General features: G+C 67.2%; 13 protein-coding genes. 12 read left to right on the top strand and 1 reads right to left on the bottom strand.

Features of this window, described 5'->3' with window-relative positions; translation table 11 throughout:
• Nucleotides 1-574 precede the first annotated feature (574 nt).
• The 12 genes from DESTE_RS07195 (at nt 575) to DESTE_RS07140 (ending at nt 17,839) form a co-directional block, all read left to right on the top strand.
• Nucleotides 575-2,998 (top strand): methyl-accepting chemotaxis protein, encoded by a 2,424-nt coding sequence (locus tag DESTE_RS07195; RefSeq protein ID WP_035066458.1) that lies wholly within the window; start codon nt 575-577, stop codon nt 2,996-2,998.
• Nucleotides 2,999-3,645: 647 nt separating this feature from the next.
• On the top strand, nt 3,646-3,930 hold the full coding sequence (locus DESTE_RS07190) for a helix-turn-helix domain-containing protein (RefSeq protein WP_035066456.1): 285 nt from the start codon (nt 3,646-3,648) through the stop codon (nt 3,928-3,930).
• A gap of 10 nt (nt 3,931-3,940) precedes the next feature.
• On the top strand, nt 3,941-4,333 hold the full coding sequence (locus DESTE_RS07185; RefSeq protein WP_035066454.1) for a hypothetical protein: 393 nt from the start codon (nt 3,941-3,943) through the stop codon (nt 4,331-4,333).
• Nucleotides 4,334-4,722: 389 nt separating this feature from the next.
• Entirely contained in the window at nt 4,723-5,037 is a 315-nt protein-coding gene (locus DESTE_RS07180) for an isoamylase early set domain-containing protein (protein WP_035066452.1), read from the top strand.
• A gap of 359 nt (nt 5,038-5,396) precedes the next feature.
• Nucleotides 5,397-6,158, top strand: a complete 762-nt coding sequence (locus tag DESTE_RS07175) for a hypothetical protein (RefSeq protein ID WP_035066450.1) — start codon at nt 5,397-5,399, stop codon at nt 6,156-6,158.
• A 48-nt stretch (nt 6,159-6,206) separates the two neighbouring features.
• The gene (locus DESTE_RS07170; protein WP_035066448.1) at nt 6,207-6,983 is read left to right on the top strand and encodes a GGDEF domain-containing protein; all 777 of its coding nucleotides are present in this window, start codon (nt 6,207-6,209) and stop codon (nt 6,981-6,983) included.
• A gap of 316 nt (nt 6,984-7,299) precedes the next feature.
• A complete protein-coding gene (locus DESTE_RS07165) occupies nt 7,300-10,215 on the top strand; it encodes an insulinase family protein (protein ID WP_035066446.1) in 2,916 nt (971 codons plus the stop codon).
• Nucleotides 10,216-10,396: 181 nt separating this feature from the next.
• The gene (locus DESTE_RS07160) at nt 10,397-10,855 is read left to right on the top strand and encodes a Fur family transcriptional regulator (RefSeq protein ID WP_035066444.1); all 459 of its coding nucleotides are present in this window, start codon (nt 10,397-10,399) and stop codon (nt 10,853-10,855) included.
• A 345-nt stretch (nt 10,856-11,200) separates the two neighbouring features.
• Complete coding sequence (locus DESTE_RS07155) at nt 11,201-12,943, top strand: YeiH family protein (RefSeq protein WP_035066442.1); 1,743 nt, start codon at nt 11,201-11,203, stop codon at nt 12,941-12,943.
• Between the two features lie 59 nt (nt 12,944-13,002).
• Nucleotides 13,003-13,362 carry a hypothetical protein gene (locus tag DESTE_RS07150; RefSeq protein ID WP_035066440.1) on the top strand — a complete coding sequence of 120 codons (360 nt, stop codon included), beginning with the start codon at nt 13,003-13,005 and terminating at the stop codon, nt 13,360-13,362.
• A gap of 164 nt (nt 13,363-13,526) precedes the next feature.
• Complete coding sequence (locus tag DESTE_RS07145) at nt 13,527-16,238, top strand: c-type heme family protein (RefSeq protein ID WP_035066438.1); 2,712 nt, start codon at nt 13,527-13,529, stop codon at nt 16,236-16,238.
• Nucleotides 16,238-17,839: a sigma-54-dependent transcriptional regulator gene (locus tag DESTE_RS07140; protein WP_035066436.1), complete on the top strand. Its 1,602-nt coding sequence runs from the start codon at nt 16,238-16,240 to the stop codon at nt 17,837-17,839. The genes DESTE_RS07145 and DESTE_RS07140 overlap by 1 nt, the downstream gene beginning before the upstream one ends.
• A 359-nt stretch (nt 17,840-18,198) precedes the next feature.
• On the opposite strand, the gene DESTE_RS07135 is transcribed toward DESTE_RS07140, so the two are convergent.
• Nucleotides 18,199-19,098, bottom strand: coding sequence for a DMT family transporter (locus DESTE_RS07135; RefSeq protein WP_035066434.1), 900 nt, complete (start codon nt 19,096-19,098; stop codon nt 18,199-18,201).
• Nucleotides 19,099-19,611: the final 513 nt, after the last annotated feature.

Genomic DNA, 19,611 nt, shown 5'->3' with positions numbered 1-19,611 from the left:
TCCCAGCCGTGTATCCGTTGACCCGGCTCCTTCGCCGTTCCCTTCCCGGATGCGCTGTCGTCACGCTCGCCATCTGGCGGGCGGCTGCCGCGTCACGCCGACCCGGTTCGCGTCAGCCCGGGCAACCTCGCCCGCCCGCATGCCGAACATGCCCAGCGGCAGGCGCCATTCGTGGCCTGGGACATCGCGTTGCGTCTGCACTCTCTTGTCCGGGCGGCGGTGCACACCCATGGAGTGCACGTCGGCCGTGCCAGTGCCACCGCGCACGGCAACGCTTGGTACAGGGGGCGAGATGGTGTGCGGCGTCGTGGCGCGCACCGTTGCACAAACTATAACACCCGCTCATGCCATGGACGCGCTGCCATCAAGGTGGCAGACTTGCTGCAACGGTGCGGAGGAACTCGTTGATGCCGCATGGTGTCCGGCGGTCCGGACCGGTTCGGCCTGCTTCGGGATGATAGTTCTTATTTTCACGATCTAATCGTCCTGTTGTTTTTTCCGATATGGCAGGTAGGATCATAAGTTCTACCGTGCGCACGGGGGTGCGTGCGGAATCACCCAGACGGGGGTCATGATGGGCATTCGGCAAAAACTCTTTCTCCCCTTCGCGCTGTCCGTTCTGCTGCTGGGCGGCGGCGCATACTGGTTCCTGGCTGGCGAACTGACGGACCTGAAGGGCGTCTTCCTGCGCCAGATGGCGCGGGCCAAGGCCAACGAGGTGAACCAGTCGGTGGAACTGCTGGCGGCGCAGGCCCTGGAACAGGCCGCGCTGTTTTCGCAATTGCCGGAAGTGCAGGCGGCTTACGCCACGGCCCTTTCCGGCAAGATAGACGATGAAAAGGACCCCATGGCGCAGCAGGCCCGCGAAGCCCTGCGACGCGATCTTGCCGCGCACATGGCCTCGTTCACGGCGGTGACCGGGCGCAAGTTCAAGCTGCATTTCCATCTGCCCAACGGGCGCAGCCTGGTGCGGCTGTGGAACAAGAAGCAGATCAAGCGCGACGGGCAGGAAATCGACGTTTCCGACGACATTTCCACCTTCCGCAAGACCGTGGTGGACGTGAACCGCACCGGCCAGCCCATGAAGGGCATAGAAGTGGGGCGCGGCGGCTTCGACATCCGCGGCGTTTCGCCGGTAAAGGGCGCGGACGGCAAGCAGATCGGCTCGGTGGAAGTGCTCATCGAGTTCGCGCCGCTGCTCAAGATCGCTTCCAGCGCCGAGGGCGAGGACGTGCTGCTGTACATGAACGCCTCGCTGGGGTCGCTGGCCCAGGGCATGAGCGACCCCGCAAAGCACCCGCGCGTGGGCAACGATTTCATCTTTGCCGCAGGTAACCCGCAGATACCTGCCGCCGCGCTGGTCACCCCGCAACTGCTGCTGGCGGGCAAGCAGGGGCTGAGCACCACGGAGGGCGGCGATACGGCGCTGGTTGCCTTCCCGGTCAAGGATTACCGGGGCGAGCAGGTGGGCGTGTTCGTGCACACATCGAACATCAGCGGGGCCACGGCCATCTTCGAACGCTTCTCCGGCATCATGCTGGCGGCGCTGCTGGCGCTGCTGGTGGTGCCGGGCGTGGTGTTCTCGGTGCTGGTGTCGCGCTTCGTCACCTCGCCGGTGTCGCGCGTGGTGGCCCTGATCCGCGACATCACCGAGGATCGCGCCAACCTCAACGACCGCCTGAACGATGCCGGTCGCGACGAAATCAGCCAGCTGGCCCGGTGGTTCAACCGGCTGATGGGCAAGATCGAGGACATCCTGTGCTCGGTGGAAGGCTACAAGAACGTGGTCAACGCCATCCCCGACCCGGTGTTTGCCGTGGACGACGACTACAACATCATTCTCGCCAACACGGCCGTGGCCCGTATCGCCGGGTTGGACGACGGCGAGAAGGTGCGCGGACGCAAGTGCAGTTCCATTTTCAACGCCTCCATCTGCGGCACCTCCCAGTGCCCGATCAACCAGGCCATGCAGCTTGGTGGCCGGTTCGAGGCGGGCATCGTGGAACTGAACATCCTTGGGCAGACCCGCTACGTGCGCCCCTACGGCGACATCGTGCGCGACTGCCACGGCAACAAGGCCGGGTACCTTGAAGTGGCCAGCGACGTGAGCGAACTGGTGATGAAGGAACGCGACCTGCATGCCCACATGGCACGCATGGAAAAGGTCAACGCCGAACTGGTCACCGTGGCCGGGCAGGTGGCCGACGCCACCGGGTCCATCGAGAGCCAGACCGAGGGCGTGATGCGCGGCACCGAGAACCAGCGCGGGCTGATCACCGAATCGGTGACGGCCATCGAACAGATGAACGCCACCATCATGGAGGTGGCGCGCAGCGCCGCCAACGCCTCGCGCCAGGCCGACAGCGGCCAGGCCCGTGCCCGTGAGGGCGCGCAGGTGGTGGATGACGCGGTGGCCGCCATCGGCCAGGTCAGCAACCTTACCGGGGTGCTGCGCGGCAATCTGGGCGAACTGGGGCGGCAGGCGGAATCCATCGGCCAGATCATGAACGTGATCAGCGACATTGCCGACCAGACCAACCTGCTGGCACTGAACGCCGCCATCGAGGCGGCCCGCGCGGGCGATGCCGGGCGCGGCTTTGCCGTGGTGGCCGACGAGGTACGCAAGCTGGCCGAAAAGACCATGAACGCCACGCAGGAAGTGCGCCGGTCCATAGAAACCATCCAGTCCGGGGCCGCGCGCAACATCGCCAGCATGGAAGAGGTGGCCGGCGCCGTGGACAACGCCACGACGCTGGCGGGCCGCTCGGGCGAGGCGCTGCGCGAGATCGTGGCCCTGGTCAACGACACCTCGGCCCAGGTCACCTCCATCGCCACGGCGGCGGAGGAACAGTCCGCCGCCAGCGAGGAGATAACCCGCAGCGTGAGCCAGGTCAGCGGCCTGTCCGACGATACAGCCCGGCGCATGGAAGAGGCGGCGCGGGCCATCAACGACCTTGGCGCGCTGGCGGCGCGCCTGCGCGAAATCGTGCAGGGCTGACGCCCGCGCGAGGCATGACGCAATACGGCCCGCTCCCGCAAGGGGGCGGGCCTTTTCGCGTCCGGGGGGCGGCGCGGGGGGCGGCGCGGGCGGAAGGTGCGGGTGGTGTGCATGGATAGGCGTGCATGGATGGGCGTGGGCGGTCGAGAGTGGCGGCGGATGCATGGTTGCCGTCCGTGGCGACGTTGGTGGTGCGTGGTGGGCGCTCGTGCACGATGAAAGGGCAGGAGCGGGCGCGTTCGTGCCATGGTAGTCCGGAGCAGCTTGGGGCGACCTGGAGTGGCCCTGGGATGACAAGAAGCGGGAAGGGCCGTTCAGGGTAAATAATGGTGGTGCGTGTGCGCACGGAGTGGAGTATTGTTGACACCAGTTGATTGTCGGTGCTAGTCGGACGGAGAGATGGGCGCAGGCCGGAACATTCCGGCCTTCCCGACGGACCATGCGGAGCCGCCTTGCGGCGCCGGGGGAGGCATGGCGGGTGGCCGACCGCCGCGAGAGCACGCGGCGCGAGGCCGATTGCGAGTGCCGGATGGTGGGCGCGCCGTGTGCCTGCAGGGTGCAGGGCGTGCCAGCGAGCGCCGAGGCGGGCCGTGTGCCCGCAGTGGCTGCATGGGCCTTGGGCGCCATGCATGCGTAAGGACGCGCGAATGGCCAAGACCACCTTCACCCTTGCGGAAGCGGCGGATCTCCTGAGCTGTCACAAGGAGACGCTTCGCCGCGCCATCAAGGACGGCACGTTGCGGGCTGCCCGCCTGGGGCGCGGCTACCGCATCTCGCGCAGTGACCTGGAAGCCTTCTGGACCGCCCAGGGAGGCGGTGCGCTGTTCGGCGACGGAGAATCCCCGGCGGATGTGCCGCCCACGGAACGACCGGCGCCGAGCAAGGCCAAGAAGCCGGAAGGCCCCCGACAGCTAACCCTTCCCACATCGTGAGGAGGCGCGCATGAGTTCGGACATGACCTGCAGGGCGATGGAAGACATTTCGCTGCGCAACGACGCGGGCCACGACATCGCGTTCAAGGGGCGCCTGTTCTCCGAATGCTCGTGGTACGACGACGAGACCGGCGTGCTTACCCGCCAGAAGCTCTACGTCACCGAAGACAACGAGCAGATCTACTACATCGTCTCCGGCAGCGGCGCCGCGCGTAACCGCCGCGCCTACCGTCTGCGCGTGGAGGGTGACCGTTGCGTCATCAACAACGGCGCGTGCGACATGTCCATGCAGCTCGACATGCTGCTGCTGGCGGTGCGCGGCCTGTGCGGGCTTGATGCCGCCCCGTCCGACGCGGCCCTGCTGGCCAGCGTGGAAGAAACGCTGAAAGCCGCCAACGGTTAGGGGCGACCAGCCCTGCGGCGCGAATTTCGTGCGCGCACCTTCCGGCCAGGCCGGGGGGTGCGCGTTTCGCATTTTTTGGGGCGTGCGCGCGCTCTGGTTCTGGTGCGCAGGGCGTTGCGGGCTGGGGGCTTCGCAGCCGGGGCGGGGGAATGCCCGGCATCGGTTCGGGCATGCCCAGGTCCCCCGCGCGCGTGAAACGGCGGGCCGGTTCGCTCTCGCATGCCGTGGCGCGGCGGGGTGCCCCGGTGGAAAAACCGCGCCCCTCGCGGCTCCGGGCCAGACTTTTTCCGGGGTTGCCTTTTCCGGCGGATAATGTTCCTGTCACAATGTCCGGGTACCCTTTTGCCGACAGTGTCCGGATTTGCCGCCGGGCACCATGGAGGAAAGCCATGGCATTGACCAAGCAGTTCCTGAAGAGCAGGCCCACCTGCAAGGTGAAATTCCGCCTGGAGGCGGACGAGGTGGGACAGGCCACCGAGGTCTATCTTGTGGGCGAATTCAACGACTGGGACGAACGGGCCACCCCCATGCGCCCCCTGAAGGACGGCGCTTTCACCGCCGAGGTGGAACTGGAGACGGGGCGCGAATACCGCTTCCGTTACCTGCTGGCGGGCGGCGCTTCCGGCTGGCTCAACGATGGCCGGGCCGACAGTTACGAGTATTGCCCCTTCGCCGGGACGGACAATTCGCTGGTCAGCGTCTAGCGACACCCAGGGGGCACGCCCCGGGCATGCGCGCGCAGGGCGGCCTTTGCGCCACTGCCGCGCACCCGTCACGCCTCCCGTCACCTTCCCCCTGTTCCGCCATGCCGCGTGGATGCATGCCGCGCGTGACCGCAGGCAAGCCCGGCAAGATGGTCCGCATGCCCGCGCGTGCTTTCCGGTCACGCATTCTGGATAACGCGTGCCCTTGCAGCGGCGCGCCGTTTCGTCCCGCCGGGAAGTCCCGTGATGGCGGCGATGTTTCACGGCGCGCCTTGCCAACCGCCCGAAACGGTTATAGCATTGAAATACTGAACCGGCCGGGGGGCGGGTCGCCGTGAGCATGCAGGGGCGGAAGGTCCATGTCGCAAACCGCAGCGCAGAGCATCAGGGATTTCGACCTGCTCGAAATGCCCATGGAAGGGGTGGCCGCCTACTGGCTCTCCCTGAAGAAGCTGGTGGGCAACCGCCGCAACTTCAAGGGGCTGGACCAGGAAGCGGAATTCACTTCCGAGCCCTTCGTGCGGCATCTGCTGGAAATCACCTTCAGCGGCGACATGGGCGAAGACCGCGTGCGCCGTTGCGCCGCCGCGCGGGGTGATCTGCTGCGCGGCGAACTGAACCGGCGGCTGGACCTGATGCGCGTGGCCGTCCTGGATGTGGCCGGGGGCGAAAACCCCTTGCGCACCATGGCCCGCATCGCCGCTCTCTATCCTGCCCCGCCCATCACCACGGAAAAGGCGCTGGGTTACGCCCAGGAACTGTTGCGCCAGGCCGGGGAAAAGCCTGCCGACGAACGGTTCTTCGACGTGTCCCATCGCCTGCAGGACGACAGGCTTGTCGTGGCCCTGCTGTTTTACGTCCTGCTTTCCCGCCACCATGGCAGAATGGCCTGCCGTCCCTTTCTGGAGCATCTGGGCTCGCGCTTCTTTGCCGACGGCATGGCGCTGGTGGCCGATGGCTTTGATGCGCCCTTCGTGCGCAAGTGGCTGAAGAAGCACAAGCAGGTGTTGCTGGACGACGTACGCGACAAGATGTCCATGTCGGTGGAACTGGCCCTGGGCATCAAGGCCCGGCTGGGCTACGACGACGTGTTTCGCATTGCGCGGTCCTACATGCGCTAGGGGCTGTTTTTCACAGTCCAACGGGGGCGCCCAACGCGGGGGAGGACCATGGCGGGCAACGGCGGGGGCGGTGCACAACGGCCAAAGGCCCGGTTGCTGCGGCTTGTCCAGGGGGCCGCGCTGGGGTTTGGCGCGCCGCTGGGCTGGCAGGTGCTGCGCTGGCTGTTCGATCTCGCACCCACCGCACCCCACTACGAGCTTGTGCTGAACGTGTACATGGCCGTGGGCGGGGTGCTGGTGTTCGCCGTGTTCGGCTACCACCTGGGCCGCAAGGAACAGCGCCTGGAACGCCTGACTCTGGTGGACCCCCTGACCTCGCTGTACAACCGCAGACATTTCGAGCTGATGCTGGAAACCGAGTTTGCCCGTCACCTGCGCGACAGCGCCGACCTTTCGCTGCTCATGCTCGACCTGGACCACTTCAAGCAGGTCAATGACACCTGGGGCCACCAGGAGGGCGATCAGGTGCTGATGACCCTGGCGGGCATCCTGCGCGCGGGGTTGCGCGCCCAGGACGTGGCCGCGCGGGTGGGTGGCGAGGAATTCGCCGTGATCATGCCCGGCGTGGGCGGCGCGGGCGCACTGGCCGCCGCCGAGCGGCTGCGCATTGCCGTGCGCGACGGCATCTTTCTGGTGGGGCCGGGCACGCGCATTGCGGTGCGTATTTCCATCGGCGTGGCCAGCACCGAGCGGCTGGCCGTGTCCGGGCCCACGGAACTGTTCCGCCTGGCGGACGACGCCCTGTACCGGGCCAAGGGCCTGGGGCGCGACCGGGTGGAACCCGCCTGGCCGGGCGGTGTCGAGGACCAGTTGGGGCCCTGCTGAGGCCTGTCGGTCCCGTGTCTTTTGCCAGCCCGTTGCGGGTCCGCTCGCGTCGCTGCGCTGCCGTCGTCTTCCGTCCCATGCCTGCGCGGTCCCGGTTGCCATGACGCCACGAAATGTTCATGGTACAGGGCTGCGGGGCGTCGGCGCATTGCACGGAGCTTCGCGGTTCTGCCCGCGTCGTCCCGGCCTTGCGCCGCACCGGACCATTTCCATCCTGCCGGGCATATTCCGGCCACACGCGGTCACGCCCCAGCCTGGCCCCAGCTTCGTACAGACGCCCATAGTCATGACATCCCCCCACGGAGGAATCCCACGCATGCAATCCCACGGGTTCGATCTCGTTTTCGAGCGCACCGTCCATGAACTGAACAGCCGCATCCGTCTGTGGCGCCACGGGGCCACAGGCGCGCAACTGCTTTCCTGTTGCAATGCCGACGAGAACAAGGTCTTCGGCGTCACCTTCCGCACGCCGCCGTCCGATTCCACCGGGGTGGCGCACATCCTTGAACATTCGGTGCTCTGCGGGTCCGAGAAGTACCCGGTCAAGGAGCCCTTCGTGGAACTGCTGAAGGGGTCGCTGCAAACCTTCCTCAACGCGTTCACCTACCCGGACAAGACCTGCTACCCGGTGGCTTCGGCCAACCTGCAGGACTTCCGCAACCTGGTGGACGTGTACCTGGACGCGGTGTTCTTTCCGCGCATCACCGAGGAAATTTTCCGGCAGGAAGGCTGGCACATCGAGGCCGACGCGCCGGAAGGCCCCTTTGCCTACAAGGGCGTGGTCTACAACGAGATGAAGGGTGTGTATTCCTCGCCGGAATCCATCCTGTCCGAGCAGTCGCAGCAGGCGCTGTTCCCGGACATCACCTACGGGCTCGATTCCGGCGGCAACCCGGAGCACATCCCCGACCTGACCTACGAGCAGTTCGCCAATTTCCACGCCACCTACTACCACCCCAGCAATGCCCGCTTCTTCTTCTGGGGGGACGACCCGGAAGAGGACCGGCTGGCCTGCCTGGCCGCCGTGCTGGCGCGTTTCGAGCGCATTGACGTGGATTCCGCCGTGCCCTTGCAGCCCCGCTCGGACACGCCGCGCATGCTCGAGGTTGGCTACGCCGCGTCAGAGGGAGACGACCGGGGCATGGTGACCATGAACTGGCTGCTGTGCGAAACCGCCGACGTGGAGCGCAACTTCGCCTTCGAGATGCTGGAGCACATCCTGCTGGGTCTGCCCGGCTCGCCGCTGCGCCGTGCGCTGATCGAATCGGGCCTGGGCGAGGACGTGGCGGGCGTGGGGCTGGAAAGCGACCTGCGCCAGATGTATTTTTCCGTGGGCCTCAGGGGCATCGAGCCCAGGACCGCGTCCGACGTGGAAATGCTGATCATGGAAACCCTGGCCGACCTGGCGGAGGACGGACTGCCCGCCGACGCCGTGGAAGCCGCCGTGAACAGCGTGGAATTCGCCCTGCGCGAGAACAATTCCGGCCGCTACCCGGTGGGCCTTGCGGTGATGGTGCGCAGCCTGACCACCTGGCTGTACGACGGTGACCCGCTGGCCCTGCTGGAATGGGAAGCGCCGCTGTCGTCCATCAAGGCGCGCATCGCCGCGGGCGAGCGATACTTTGAAGGGCTGATCCGTGAATGGCTGCTGGACAACCAGCACGTGGCCACGGTGCTGCTGACCCCGGACCGCAAGCTGGCCGACCGGCGCGAGGCCGCCGAGGCCGCCGGGCTGGAGGCGTACCGCCAAGGCCTGCGCCAGTGCGAGCGGGTGGCCCAGGTGGAGGAAACCCGCGCCCTGCGCACGCTGCAGGAAGCCCCGGACAGTCTGGAAGCCCTGGCCACCATCCCCGGCCTGAAGCTGGAAGACCTGCCCGGGGAAAATCGCCCCATCCCCAGCGAGAACCGGCAGGCGGGCGCGGTGCCCGTGCTGTTCCACGATCTGGACACCTCGGGCATCGCCTACACCGAAACCACCTTCGACCTTTCCGCCGTGCCCGCGCATCTGGTGCCGCTGGTGCCGCTGTTCGGCCGCGCCCTGTTCGAAATGGGCACCGCCAGGCGCGACTTCGTGGACCTTGGCATGCGTATCGCTCGCAAGACCGGCGGCATGGATGCGGACACCCTGTTCGCCACCACCCTGGGCGCGCGTCAGCCCGTGGCGCGGCTGGTGGTGCACGGCAAGGCCACCCGCGACAACGTGCCCGCGCTGTACGACATTCTGTCCGAAGTGCTGCTTGAGGCGAAATTCGACGACCGCGAACGCTTCCAGCGCATGGTGCTGGAAGAAAAGGCCCGCCAGGAACATGTGCTGGTGCCCTCCGGCCACGGCATCGTCATGGCCCGGCTGCGCGCGGGCTACAACGCGGCGGGCTGGCTGGACGAAGCCACCACCGGCGTGTCGTACCTGGCCTTCCTGCGGACCCTTGCGGAACGTCTGGAAAAGGACTGGGATGGCGTGCTGGCCGACCTTGCGACGTTGCGCGGGCTTGTGCTGCGCCGCTCCGGCTGCCTGATGAACCTTACCGCCGATGCCGAGGTTGCGGGCCTGGTGTCCGGCCCGGCTGCCGCACTTGCCGCCGCGCTGCCCGATACGGCGGGCGCGCCTGCCCCGGCCCAGACCGACGGGTGGCATCCTGCCGAAGCTCCGGCAGAGGCCGAGGCGCTGGTCATGCCCGCCCAGGTCAACTACGTGGGCAAGGCGGCGGACCTGTACGGCCTTGGCTACACCTACCACGGCTCGGCCAACGTGGTGTTCAAGCACCTGCGCATGGCCTTTCTGTGGGACCGGGTGCGCGTGCAGGGCGGGGCGTACGGCGCGTTCTGCGCCTTCGACCGGGCCAGCGGCCTGCTGACCCAGGTTTCGTACCGCGACCCCAACGTGGCCTCCACACTGGACGTGTACGACGCCACGGCGGACTACCTGCGTCGCGTCTCGCTGTCGTCCACGGAACTGGCCAACGCCATCGTGGGCGCCATCGGCGACGTGGACAGGCACATGCTGCCCGACGCCAAGGGCTCCGCCGCGCTGTACCGCAGCCTGGTGGGAGACACCGACGCGGCGCGCCAGCAGATGCGCGAGGAGATTCTTTCCACCACCAACGAGCACTTCCGCGCCCTGGCCGATGTCATGGCCGCAGCGGCCCGCACGGGCCGGGTGGCGGTGCTGGGCGGCGCGGCGCTGGAGCGCGTGGCGGGTGAGAAGGGCTGGCGCGTGGAGCGGGTGCTCTAGCCCTGACGTGTCTTTTCGTCTGTTGACTTCCGATCCGGGGCAACGGGCGTGCATCCTGCGCCAAACGGCGCTGATCCGGACGTTCCGGCCTTGTCGTCCCACCAGCGCAGCGGCCCTGTTGCGCTGGTCGGGCACACGGTATAGGAACAGCCAGACCACGCCCCACATCGCGAGGAGACCCATGAAGCAAGCCATAGACGTGTTTCACGAGTACATCGCCCGCAACGGCCTGAAGGTCACGCCGCAGCGCATGCTCATCGTAGAGGTGTTCATGAGCGCGGGCGGCCACCTGACCACCGAGGAACTGTACGAACGGGTGAAGGCCACGGATCCTTCCGTGGGGCAGGCCACGGTGTACCGCACCATGAAGCTGCTGTGCGACTCCGGTCTGGCCAAGGAAGTGCACTTCGGCGACGGGGTGGCCCGCTACGAGCAGAAGTACGGCAGCAAGCACCACGATCATCTCATCTGCGAAGCCTGCGGAGAGAACATCGAGGTGCTGGACGACGAGATAGAGCGGTTGCAGGAAGATCTGGCGCGTCGCCACGGCTACGTGCTGACCTCGCACCGCATGTACCTGTTCGGGGTGTGCGGCAAATGCCGCTCGGACGGCAAGCGCCGCCCCGCGAGCGAGGACTGAGCGCCGGGCCGTCCTTTCGACATTCGTTTACTGGCCGGCATTCGCTTGCCGGCGCATTTCCGGTCGCCTGACCGGCCATGCTTCCGCACCCTGCAATACGATCACGGGCCGTCCTACGGGGCGGGCCGTTTGCGTTGCATACCCGTGGAGGCACCATGGAGTGAAAAGGGGAGTTTGCACTGAAAACTTTTGTTTTCAGCCAGAAGCCGTGAGGGTCTGCATAACCTGCCGGAATAGAAGGCATGATGCTTTTGTGCCGGTCTGGCACGCCTCTTGATTAGGAAGGGGTGCATGCCGTCCGCACTGCCAGCGGTGGCGGCAAACAGAAAGGAGGAGCACCCTAGCATGGCAACCAACGACAATGCCAACGTCGTCGTCGATCACGGGCAATCGCGCCTGTCCGACCTGTGGACCAAGGAAGACTACTGGGCCATCTGGCTCGGCTTCGTCATCATCATCGCGGGCATCTGCGTCTTTCTGCTGAATCCCCCGGCGGAATACGGCGAAAAGATCGCCAAGGCCAACGCCGTCATGGCCGCCGAGGCGCAGCGCGCCCCGTTCAAGACCATTGCTTACTACAAGGCCCAGGACGACAAGGCCAAGGTGAAGGCCATGGACAGCCCCACCGGCAAGGCCATTTCCGCCTTCCTGAAGAAGCCGGGCGGCTGGAGCAGCAATCCGCTGGATTCCTTTGTGATCAGCAAGGAAGCCGCTGACGCCAAGGCCGCCGCCAATGCCGAGAAGGCCGTGGAAGCCAAGGCCAAGGCCGATGCCGCCATGGCCGCCGCCGTGGCCGCCGAAACGGCCGCCGCTGGCGCCTCCTTTGCCGATGCCGGCCTGAACGACGGGGCCAAGGCCAAGATCGCCGATTGGCGCGCCGCCGCAGCCAAGGCCAAGTCCGCCGCCGACAAGGCCAAGTCCAAGCCCGTCAACCTGCTGACCAGCCTGCCGCTGCTCATGGTGGGCATGGGTCTGTTCTTCGCCATCGGCATGAAGTTCATGGGCAAGTCGGTGCCCGGCTTCCTGCTGGGCTTCATCGGCGTGTTCGCGGTCGCCTGCCTTGCCACCATGATGGGTGGCCAGGCCACCATGAAGTACTGGGGCATCGGCACCGAGGCGTGGGCCATCATCATCGGCATGCTCATCGCCAACACCGTGGGCACGCCCAAGTGGATCAAGCCCGCCCTTGAAGTGGAATACTTCATCAAGACCGGCCTCGTGCTGCTGGGCGCCGAAGTGCTGTTCGACAAGATCATCGCCATCGGCATTCCCGGCATCTTCGTGGCCTGGGTGGTCACCCCCATCGTGCTCATCAGCACCTTCATCTTCGGCCAGCGTATCCTGAAGATGGAATCCAAGACCCTGAACGTGGTCATCTCGGCCGACATGTCGGTGTGCGGCACCTCCGCCGCCATCGCCACCGCCGCCGCGTGCCGGGCCAAGAAAGAGGAACTGACCCTCTCCATCGGCCTTTCGCTGGTGTTCACCGCGATCATGATGATCGCCATGCCCGCCTTCATCAAGGCCGTGGACATGCCGCAGATTCTGGGCGGCGCCTGGATGGGCGGCACCATCGACGCCACCGGCGCGGTGGCTGCGGCTGGCGCGTTCCTGGGTGAAAAGGCCCTGTACGTGGCCGCCACCATCAAGATGATCCAGAACGTGCTGATCGGCGTCACCGCCTTCGGCGTGGCCGTGTACTGGTGCACCCGCGTCGAAGCGCGCGAAGGGCATTCGGTGGGCGTGGGCGAAATCTGGCACCGCTTCCCCAAGTTCGTGCTGGGCTTCCTGGCCGCGTCGATCGTCTTCTCGCTGATCAGCGGCAGCCTGGGTCCGGACATGGGCAAGGCCCTGCTTGACCAGGGCGTGCTGAAGGGCCTTACCGCCTCCGCGCGCGGCTGGTTCTTCTGCCTTGCCTTCACCGCCATCGGCCTGGCCACCAACTTCCGCGAACTGGCCCACTACTTCAAGGGCGGCAAGCCGCTCATCCTGTACGTGTGCGGCCAGAGCTTCAACCTGGTGCTTACCCTGACCATGGCCTACATCATGTTCTACATCGTGTTCCCCGAGATCACCGCAAAGATCTAGGGAACATGTCGGAGCCCGTCCCTTTCCGCGGGGGCGGGCTCCCCCTTCCGGGAGCTTACATGCGACACACGTTGCAGCATACTTTCATGGGGCGGCTTGCCGCCTTTGGCGTTTCCGTGGCGGTGCTGTGGGCGCTCTTCTTCGTTGTCGGGCCGCGCGTGGTGGCGCACCTGCCCGCGTTGCAGCACTATGGCGAGGTGCAGGACATCTACGGCATCCGCAGCGGCCAGTTGTACTATACGGATGTGGAGATGTCGCAGCAGGCGGAGATCAATTCCCGCTCCACCTGGCGGTTCACGCCCACCGGACCCGAAGGGGCCACGGGGGCCGGGCACGGCGACGGACACAGCGAGGCCAGTGCGGTTGTCGGGCCTGTGGCTGCCGCACCCGCATCCGGAACCTCCGGTACGGCCAACTGAATCCGCTGGGCCGCGGGCTTCCGGCTGGCGGCCTTCCCGGCGAACCACGCAGGGCCGGGGCTTCCGGCGTGCCCGGTGGTTCTTGACGGGGCCCATGGCGGCGGCTAGGCTGGGGCCTCCCCACATCCCAACGAGGCGACCGGTGCCTCTGGTCGTTCCCGCGCATGTACATTCCCAAACCGCATACTCTCCAGCACAAGTTCCTTGCCGGTCTGGCCGTGGCAGTCATCGGCCTGGGCGGGCTGTTCGCCACGGTGCTGTACATGCACCTGCGCACGGTGCTGGAAGAAGAGGTGCACGCCAAGGCCCGCCTGGTCTTTTCGCAGATCGACGCCATCCAGGGCTTCGTGCGCGAGGCGCTGCGCCCGCGCATGATGGAAACCCACCCCGGCGAATTCATCATCGAGGCCATGTCCTCGTCGTACATCTCGCGCCAGGTCATGGACCGCATGGACAACGACGGTACGGGCCACATCTACCGCCGCGTGGCCATAGGCGCCCGCAATCCTTCCTTCGAGGCCACGCCCCACGAGCGGGGGCTGATCAGCCACTTCCGCCTGAACCCCGAACAGTCGCTGTGGACCGGCTATGATACGGTGGGCGGGCAGCAGTACTACGTCATTGCCCGTCCGGTGGCCTTTGCCGCGCCCTGCATGACCTGCCACGGCAACCCGGCGGATGCGCCGCCGCAACTGGTGGAAATGTACGGCGACAGGGGGTTTGGCCAGGAACAGGATGGCATCGCCGGGCTGGACTACGTGGGCGTGCCCGTTTCCGATGCGGTGTCGCACCTGCGCCAGTCCATCACCACCTATTTCGCCTTTCTCATCGTGTGCGCGCTGATCTTCTTTTCTTCGGCCAACGTGGTGTTCCGCGTGCTGGTGGTGCGCAACCTGCGCCGCCTGACCGGGGTGTTTCGCCGGACCCTAGGTGAGGGGGGTGAGGGGGGCGAGGGGGGAGAAGGGCCCGATGGAATGGACGGGGGCGGCGGTGGCGTCCGGCCCGCCGCACTCATCGCGCGGCTGGAGCAGGGCGACGAAATCGAGGAACTGGTGGACGGCATAGAGCAGGTGGCCCACCACCTGGCCGATGCCCGTGCACGCCTGCAAAGTTACGCCGACAACCTGCGCCAGATGGTGGACGAGCGCACCGCCGAGCTTTCGCGCGAGGCGGGCGAGCGCCGCGCCGACGTGGACCTGTTCGTGAAGCTGTTCGAGGACATGCGCGGCCTGCGCACCCGCGACAAGCTGTGGCGCTACGCCCTGCCGCAGATCGCCCGGCGCTTCGGCGCGCGGCGCATCGCCTACGTGTGCACCTTTGCCTCGCACAATTTCTACGCCTGGCCCGAGCGCGACCGGCGGCCCGACCTGCCCGTGCCCCTGGCCGACGTGCTGACCGGCGGGTGCGCCCTGCTGCGCGGGGCCAGCGTCTTCGTGCCCGTGGAAGCGCAGGCGGGCGCCGCCGAGGGGTTGCTGTGCCTGGAATGGGACGACGCCGACAACGCGGCGCGCCAGAACCTGGACGTGCTGGCCGCGCTGGGGCGGCAGCTTGGCACCGTGGCCGAGAACCTTTCGGCGCTGGACCGGTTGGTGCGCCACATGGACGTGCTGCAATCGGTGTTCGAGGGTATCCGCGATCCGCTGGCGCTGGTGGACGGTTCCGGCGCGGTGATCATCGCCAACGAGGGCGCGCGACGGCTGTCGCTGGAGCTTTCCGGCGGTTCCGCACCCTCTGGCGACCTGCTGGCCGCCCTGGGCGGCGGGGACGGCACACGCCTGCCCGGTAATGCGGGGCAGGCCCGCGGTTCCGGCGTCTCCGGCCGGGCCGTGCCCGCCATGCCCGTCCCGGCACAGGGGGCGGAATCGCGCGAGGTGGTGCTGCCTGGCGGGCGTTCGTTCATGGTCAACCTGTATCCGCTGGCGCGCGGGGCCGACGAGCCTGGCCGCGCGGCGGTCTACGTGCGCGAGACCACGCTGGAAAAGCGCATGTTCGCACAGGTCAGCCAAAGCGAAAAGATGGTCACCGTGGGCAAGCTGGCCGCCGGTCTCGCCCACGAGATCAACAACCCGCTGGGGGTCATCCTGTGCTACGCCGAGCTGCTGCGCCGCAATACCGGCGATGCCCAGCAGCAGGCCGACCTGGACGTGATCCTGCGGCATACCCGCCAGGCCCAGCGCGTGCTGCGCGACCTGCTGAACTTCGCCCGGCCCAAGGCCGCCGGGGTGGCCCCATCGGACATTGCCCGCGTGGCGCGCTCGGTGGCGGAGGTCTTTGCGGTGCAGGGGGCCAAGAAATTCGCCTCGGTCACGGCGGAGACGGAGCCGGACCTGCCCCCGGTCACTGCGGGTGAGCAGGCCCTGGAACAGATTTTCAGCAACCTCGTGCTCAACGCGCTGGACGCGCTGCCCGCCTCGGGCGAGGGCAGGGTGCGCATCCGGGTGCGGCGGGGCGAGAACCCCGGCGAGGTGGTGGCCACCGTGGCCGACTCCGGCCCCGGCGTGCCCGAGCATCTGCGCAAGGACGTGTTCGATCCGTTCTATACCACCAAGGAGATGGGTACGGGCCTCGGCCTTGCCGTGGTCTACGGTCTGGTGGTGGACGCGGGCGGCAGCGTGACGGCGGGCGACAGCGCCGAACTCGGCGGCGCGGAGTTCACGGTGCGCCTGCCGGTGGTGGGCGCCGTCTGTTCCACGCCGCCCGCCGTTCCCGTGCCGTCCGCCGTATCCGCGTCGTCCGCTGTATCCGCGTCGTCCGCCATGTCCGTGTCGTCCGCAGATCCGGAGCTTTCGCCCCTGCCCGACCCCTCGTCCGACTTCGAATCCGGCCCGGCTGCCGGTCAACCGGCGGACAGTGACGCCCCAATCCGGGAGGAATGATGCCCCACCGACCGCACGTGCTCATCGTGGACGACGAACCGGATTTCGCCCGGGGGCTTTCGCGTCTGGCCGCGGAATTGTTTCCCGAGGTGGAGGTGGCCCAGGCTTTCTCCGGTGCAGAGGCGCTGGACTGCCTGCGGGCGCAGCGGGTGGACGTGCTGCTCACCGACCTGCGCATGCCTGGCATGACCGGTCTGCAACTGGTGCCCATGGCGCTGGAACAGGACCCGGACCTGAGCGTGGTGGTGCTGACCGCGCACGGCTCCATCGAAACGGCGGTGGAGGCGTTACGCGCCGGGGCCTACGATTTCGTGGCCAAGCCCGTGGAGCCGGACCAACTGGCCCGCGTGCTGGGCAAGGGGCTGGAACGCAGCCGCCTGCTGGCGGAGAACCGCCGCCTGCGCGACGTGGTTTCGCTGGGCACCGGCCGCGACGACCTGGTGGGGCAGGGGCAGGCCATGCAGGCCCTGCGCCGCACCATCGCCACCGTGGCCCAGTCGGACTACACGGTGTTGGTGCGGGGCGAATCGGGCACGGGCAAGGAAATGGTGGCCCGCACCATCCACAGGCAGAGCCAGCGCGCCTCCATGCCTTTTCTGGCCGTGAACTGCCCGGCCATTCCGGAACATCTGCTGGAAAGCGAGCTGTTCGGCCATGTGCGCGGGGCCTTCACCGGGGCGGAGCGTGACCGCAAGGGGCTGTTCGCCATGGCGGATGGCGGCACCGTGCATCTGGACGAAATAGGCGACATCTCGCAGCCCATCCAGACCAAACTGCTGCGCTTTCTGCAAGAGGGCGAAATCCGCCCCGTGGGTTCCGGCCGCACCGAAAACGTGGACGTGCGGGTGGTGGCTTCCACCAACCAGGACCTGGAGGCCCGCATGGCCTCGCGCGAATTCCGCGAGGATCTGTTCTACCGGCTCAACGTGGTCACCATCCGGGTGCCCCCCCTGCGCGAACGGGTGGAGGACATCCCCCTGCTGGCGGTCACCTTCCTGCGCAATGCCTGCGACGAGCTGGGCCTGCCGCAGAAGACCGTGGCGCCGGACGTGCTCGACCATCTGGCCGGGCGCGACTGGCCGGGCAACGTGCGCGAACTGCAAAACGTGGTGCGCAGGCTGACCCTGTTCAGTGGCGGGGAGGTGCTGGGCATGGATACGGTGCGCCATGTGGCGGCGGGCGGGCTTGGCCGCACGGGCGACTGGCTGCGGACCCGACAGGGGGGAATAGCCGGTTCCACGAATCCCGCCAGTGTCGGAACTGGAGGTGTGGTCACCGGGCCGACGGGTGGTCAGGTTGGAGGACAGGGGCACACGGAAGCATCCGGGGGCATTGCGCCTGTCTCCCCCGTCGGGGCAGTCGGGGCAGTCGGGGCAGTCGGGACAGGCGGGGCAGTTGCTGCGGGCGGGGGCGGCGTCGTGCCGTACAAGGCGGCCAAGGCCCGCGTTACCGACCAGTTCACCCAGGGCTACCTGCGCGACCTGCTGGCCCAGACCGGGGGCAACGTGTCCGAGGCGGCGCGGCTGTCCGGCCTGTCGCGGGTGGCCATCCAGAAGATGGTGGCGCGACTGGGGATGGATGTGGGCGAGTTCCGGGGCTAGGGCTGCATCTGAATGGTCTTTTCGCCCGTTGGCTGACCGACCCGAAGGGCGCGGAGCGTGCCCGTTAGGCGAGCTTGCGAGCCTTGCCCCAGCCGTAGGCGAGTCTGCGAGCCGTACGGATGGGGACAGCAGCGATACGGGCATCGTGCGCAACGCGGTCAAACTTCGCCTGCCATAGCTCTGCGGTCGCCATCCGTAATGCTCGAAGACTCGCATAACGGCTGCCGCGCTCTGCTGTCCTTATCCGTAAGGTTCGCAAGCTCACCTAACGGCTAGGGCACTCCTTCATGGCCGGCTCGTTTCCCTTGCCAACGAACGAAAATCCTCATTCAGAAACAGCCCTTGGCGGGGCGTGAACCTCACTCCCGCGTGGCCACCAGAATGCCGCCCAGGATCAGCGCGCCGCTGGTGAAGTGGGCGGGCGTCACCGGTTCGCCCAGCAGCAGCAGCGCCTCCAGCCCGCTGAACGCGGGCAGGGAATAGTAGATCAGCGCCGAACGGCTGGGGCCGATGGCCGCGATGGCCAGGTTCCAGCAGCGGTAGGCGATGAGCGATGCCCCCAGCCCGATGTACAGCACCCCGATCACGGCCTGCGGTGTGAACACCGGCATGGACCCGGTGGAAAGTTCCCACGCCAGCATGGGCAGGATGCCCAGCAGGCCTGGAATGAAGGTGGCCATCAGGAAGGTGGTCTGCCCCACGCCCGTGGGGCGCTTGCGCACCAGCACCGAATACCCCGCGAACAGCATGGAGGCGGCCACCATCCACAGGTCGCCGCTGGTGAAGGTAAGGGTGGACAGTCGCGCAAGGTCGCCCCGCGTCACCAGCACCACGATGCCTGTCACCGCCGTGGCCAGGCCCGCCAGGCGGCGCAGGGTCACCGCCTCGCCCAGGAATACCCGCGAGAACAGGATGATGAAGATGGGCGAGGACGTGGCGATAAGCGCCATGTTCAGCGCTGCGGTGGTGCGTCCGGCCACGTAGATGAGGGTGTTGAACACCGAAACCCCGACGAAGCCGGTCACGCAGAAGTAGGCCAGGTGGGCGCGCACCACGGGCCATTCGCGGCGCAGCGGGCCAAGGCCGAAGGGCAGCAGGACGCAGGTGGCCACCAGCCACCGCGCGAACGAGACGGATACCGGCGGCATGCTGTCGGCCAGCGCGCGCGCCACGATGAAGTTGCCGGACCAGATGACGGTGGCCGCCAGCGCCAGCAGGACGCCGCGCGTGCCCACGCCCGTGCGTGAAGATGCGTGCATGGATGTGCTCCGGAAATTGAGGAGCATCCTGCCTACGCCGGGGGCATGGGGGTGTCAAGCCAGGTCAGGCCGGGCCGAACCGCAACAGGTCGGGCCAGACGGCACACCGGGTGGGGTGGAGCGGGGGCATGCCAGATGAGGACGTGCAGACGAAGGCGCGCGACACTCGCCAACCGTGTTCAGTCGACGCGGGGTGGCGGCATGGCCGCGACAGCCTAAAGTACGGGGGTGTACGCAGCGCGCCCCCGTCGGCGGGAACGACGGGGGCGCAGGCGGGAGGGATGCGTAGCTTGCTTGCGAAGCACATCGACGGCTTCAGTGTTACGATTTTATAAATCGTATGCGTCATGTCTAGCTGTTTGATGAAAACGTGTCAACACCGGCGATCACATTTCGGACATGCTTTCGAGGCAACGGGCCGCAGGGCTGCGCACATCGCTCCGACCTTGTTTCGATACCGTTCGGTCCCCCCCGGAATCTTGTCCTGTCCGGCCAGCCTTTCCGGTGTCGTGT

Origin of the sequence: Nitratidesulfovibrio termitidis HI1, assembly GCF_000504305.1 — a bacterium.
GTDB classification, from domain to species: domain Bacteria; phylum Desulfobacterota; class Desulfovibrionia; order Desulfovibrionales; family Desulfovibrionaceae; genus Cupidesulfovibrio; species Cupidesulfovibrio termitidis.
Note: the sequence above shows the minus strand (reverse complement) of the source record. Positions and strands in the feature narration are given on the sequence as shown.

What these genes read in the sequence shown, in the direction of transcription:
- DESTE_RS07185 (WP_035066454.1), top strand. Translation starts at nt 3,941, where the DNA reads ATGAGTTCGGACATGACCTGCAGGGCGATGGAAGACATTTCGCTGCGC.
- DESTE_RS07180 (WP_035066452.1), top strand. Translation starts at nt 4,723, where the DNA reads ATGGCATTGACCAAGCAGTTCCTGAAGAGCAGGCCCACCTGCAAGGTG.
- DESTE_RS07165 (WP_035066446.1), top strand. Translation starts at nt 7,300, where the DNA reads ATGCAATCCCACGGGTTCGATCTCGTTTTCGAGCGCACCGTCCATGAA.
- DESTE_RS07195 (WP_035066458.1), top strand. Translation starts at nt 575, where the DNA reads ATGGGCATTCGGCAAAAACTCTTTCTCCCCTTCGCGCTGTCCGTTCTG.
- DESTE_RS07135 (WP_035066434.1), bottom strand. Translation starts at nt 19,098, where the DNA reads ATGCACGCATCTTCACGCACGGGCGTGGGCACGCGCGGCGTCCTGCTG.
- DESTE_RS07160 (WP_035066444.1), top strand. Translation starts at nt 10,397, where the DNA reads ATGAAGCAAGCCATAGACGTGTTTCACGAGTACATCGCCCGCAACGGC.
- DESTE_RS07190 (WP_035066456.1), top strand. Translation starts at nt 3,646, where the DNA reads ATGGCCAAGACCACCTTCACCCTTGCGGAAGCGGCGGATCTCCTGAGC.
- DESTE_RS07140 (WP_035066436.1), top strand. Translation starts at nt 16,238, where the DNA reads ATGCCCCACCGACCGCACGTGCTCATCGTGGACGACGAACCGGATTTC.
- DESTE_RS07150 (WP_035066440.1), top strand. Translation starts at nt 13,003, where the DNA reads ATGCGACACACGTTGCAGCATACTTTCATGGGGCGGCTTGCCGCCTTT.
- DESTE_RS07175 (WP_035066450.1), top strand. Translation starts at nt 5,397, where the DNA reads ATGTCGCAAACCGCAGCGCAGAGCATCAGGGATTTCGACCTGCTCGAA.
- DESTE_RS07155 (WP_035066442.1), top strand. Translation starts at nt 11,201, where the DNA reads ATGGCAACCAACGACAATGCCAACGTCGTCGTCGATCACGGGCAATCG.
- DESTE_RS07170 (WP_035066448.1), top strand. Translation starts at nt 6,207, where the DNA reads ATGGCGGGCAACGGCGGGGGCGGTGCACAACGGCCAAAGGCCCGGTTG.
- DESTE_RS07145 (WP_035066438.1), top strand. Translation starts at nt 13,527, where the DNA reads ATGTACATTCCCAAACCGCATACTCTCCAGCACAAGTTCCTTGCCGGT.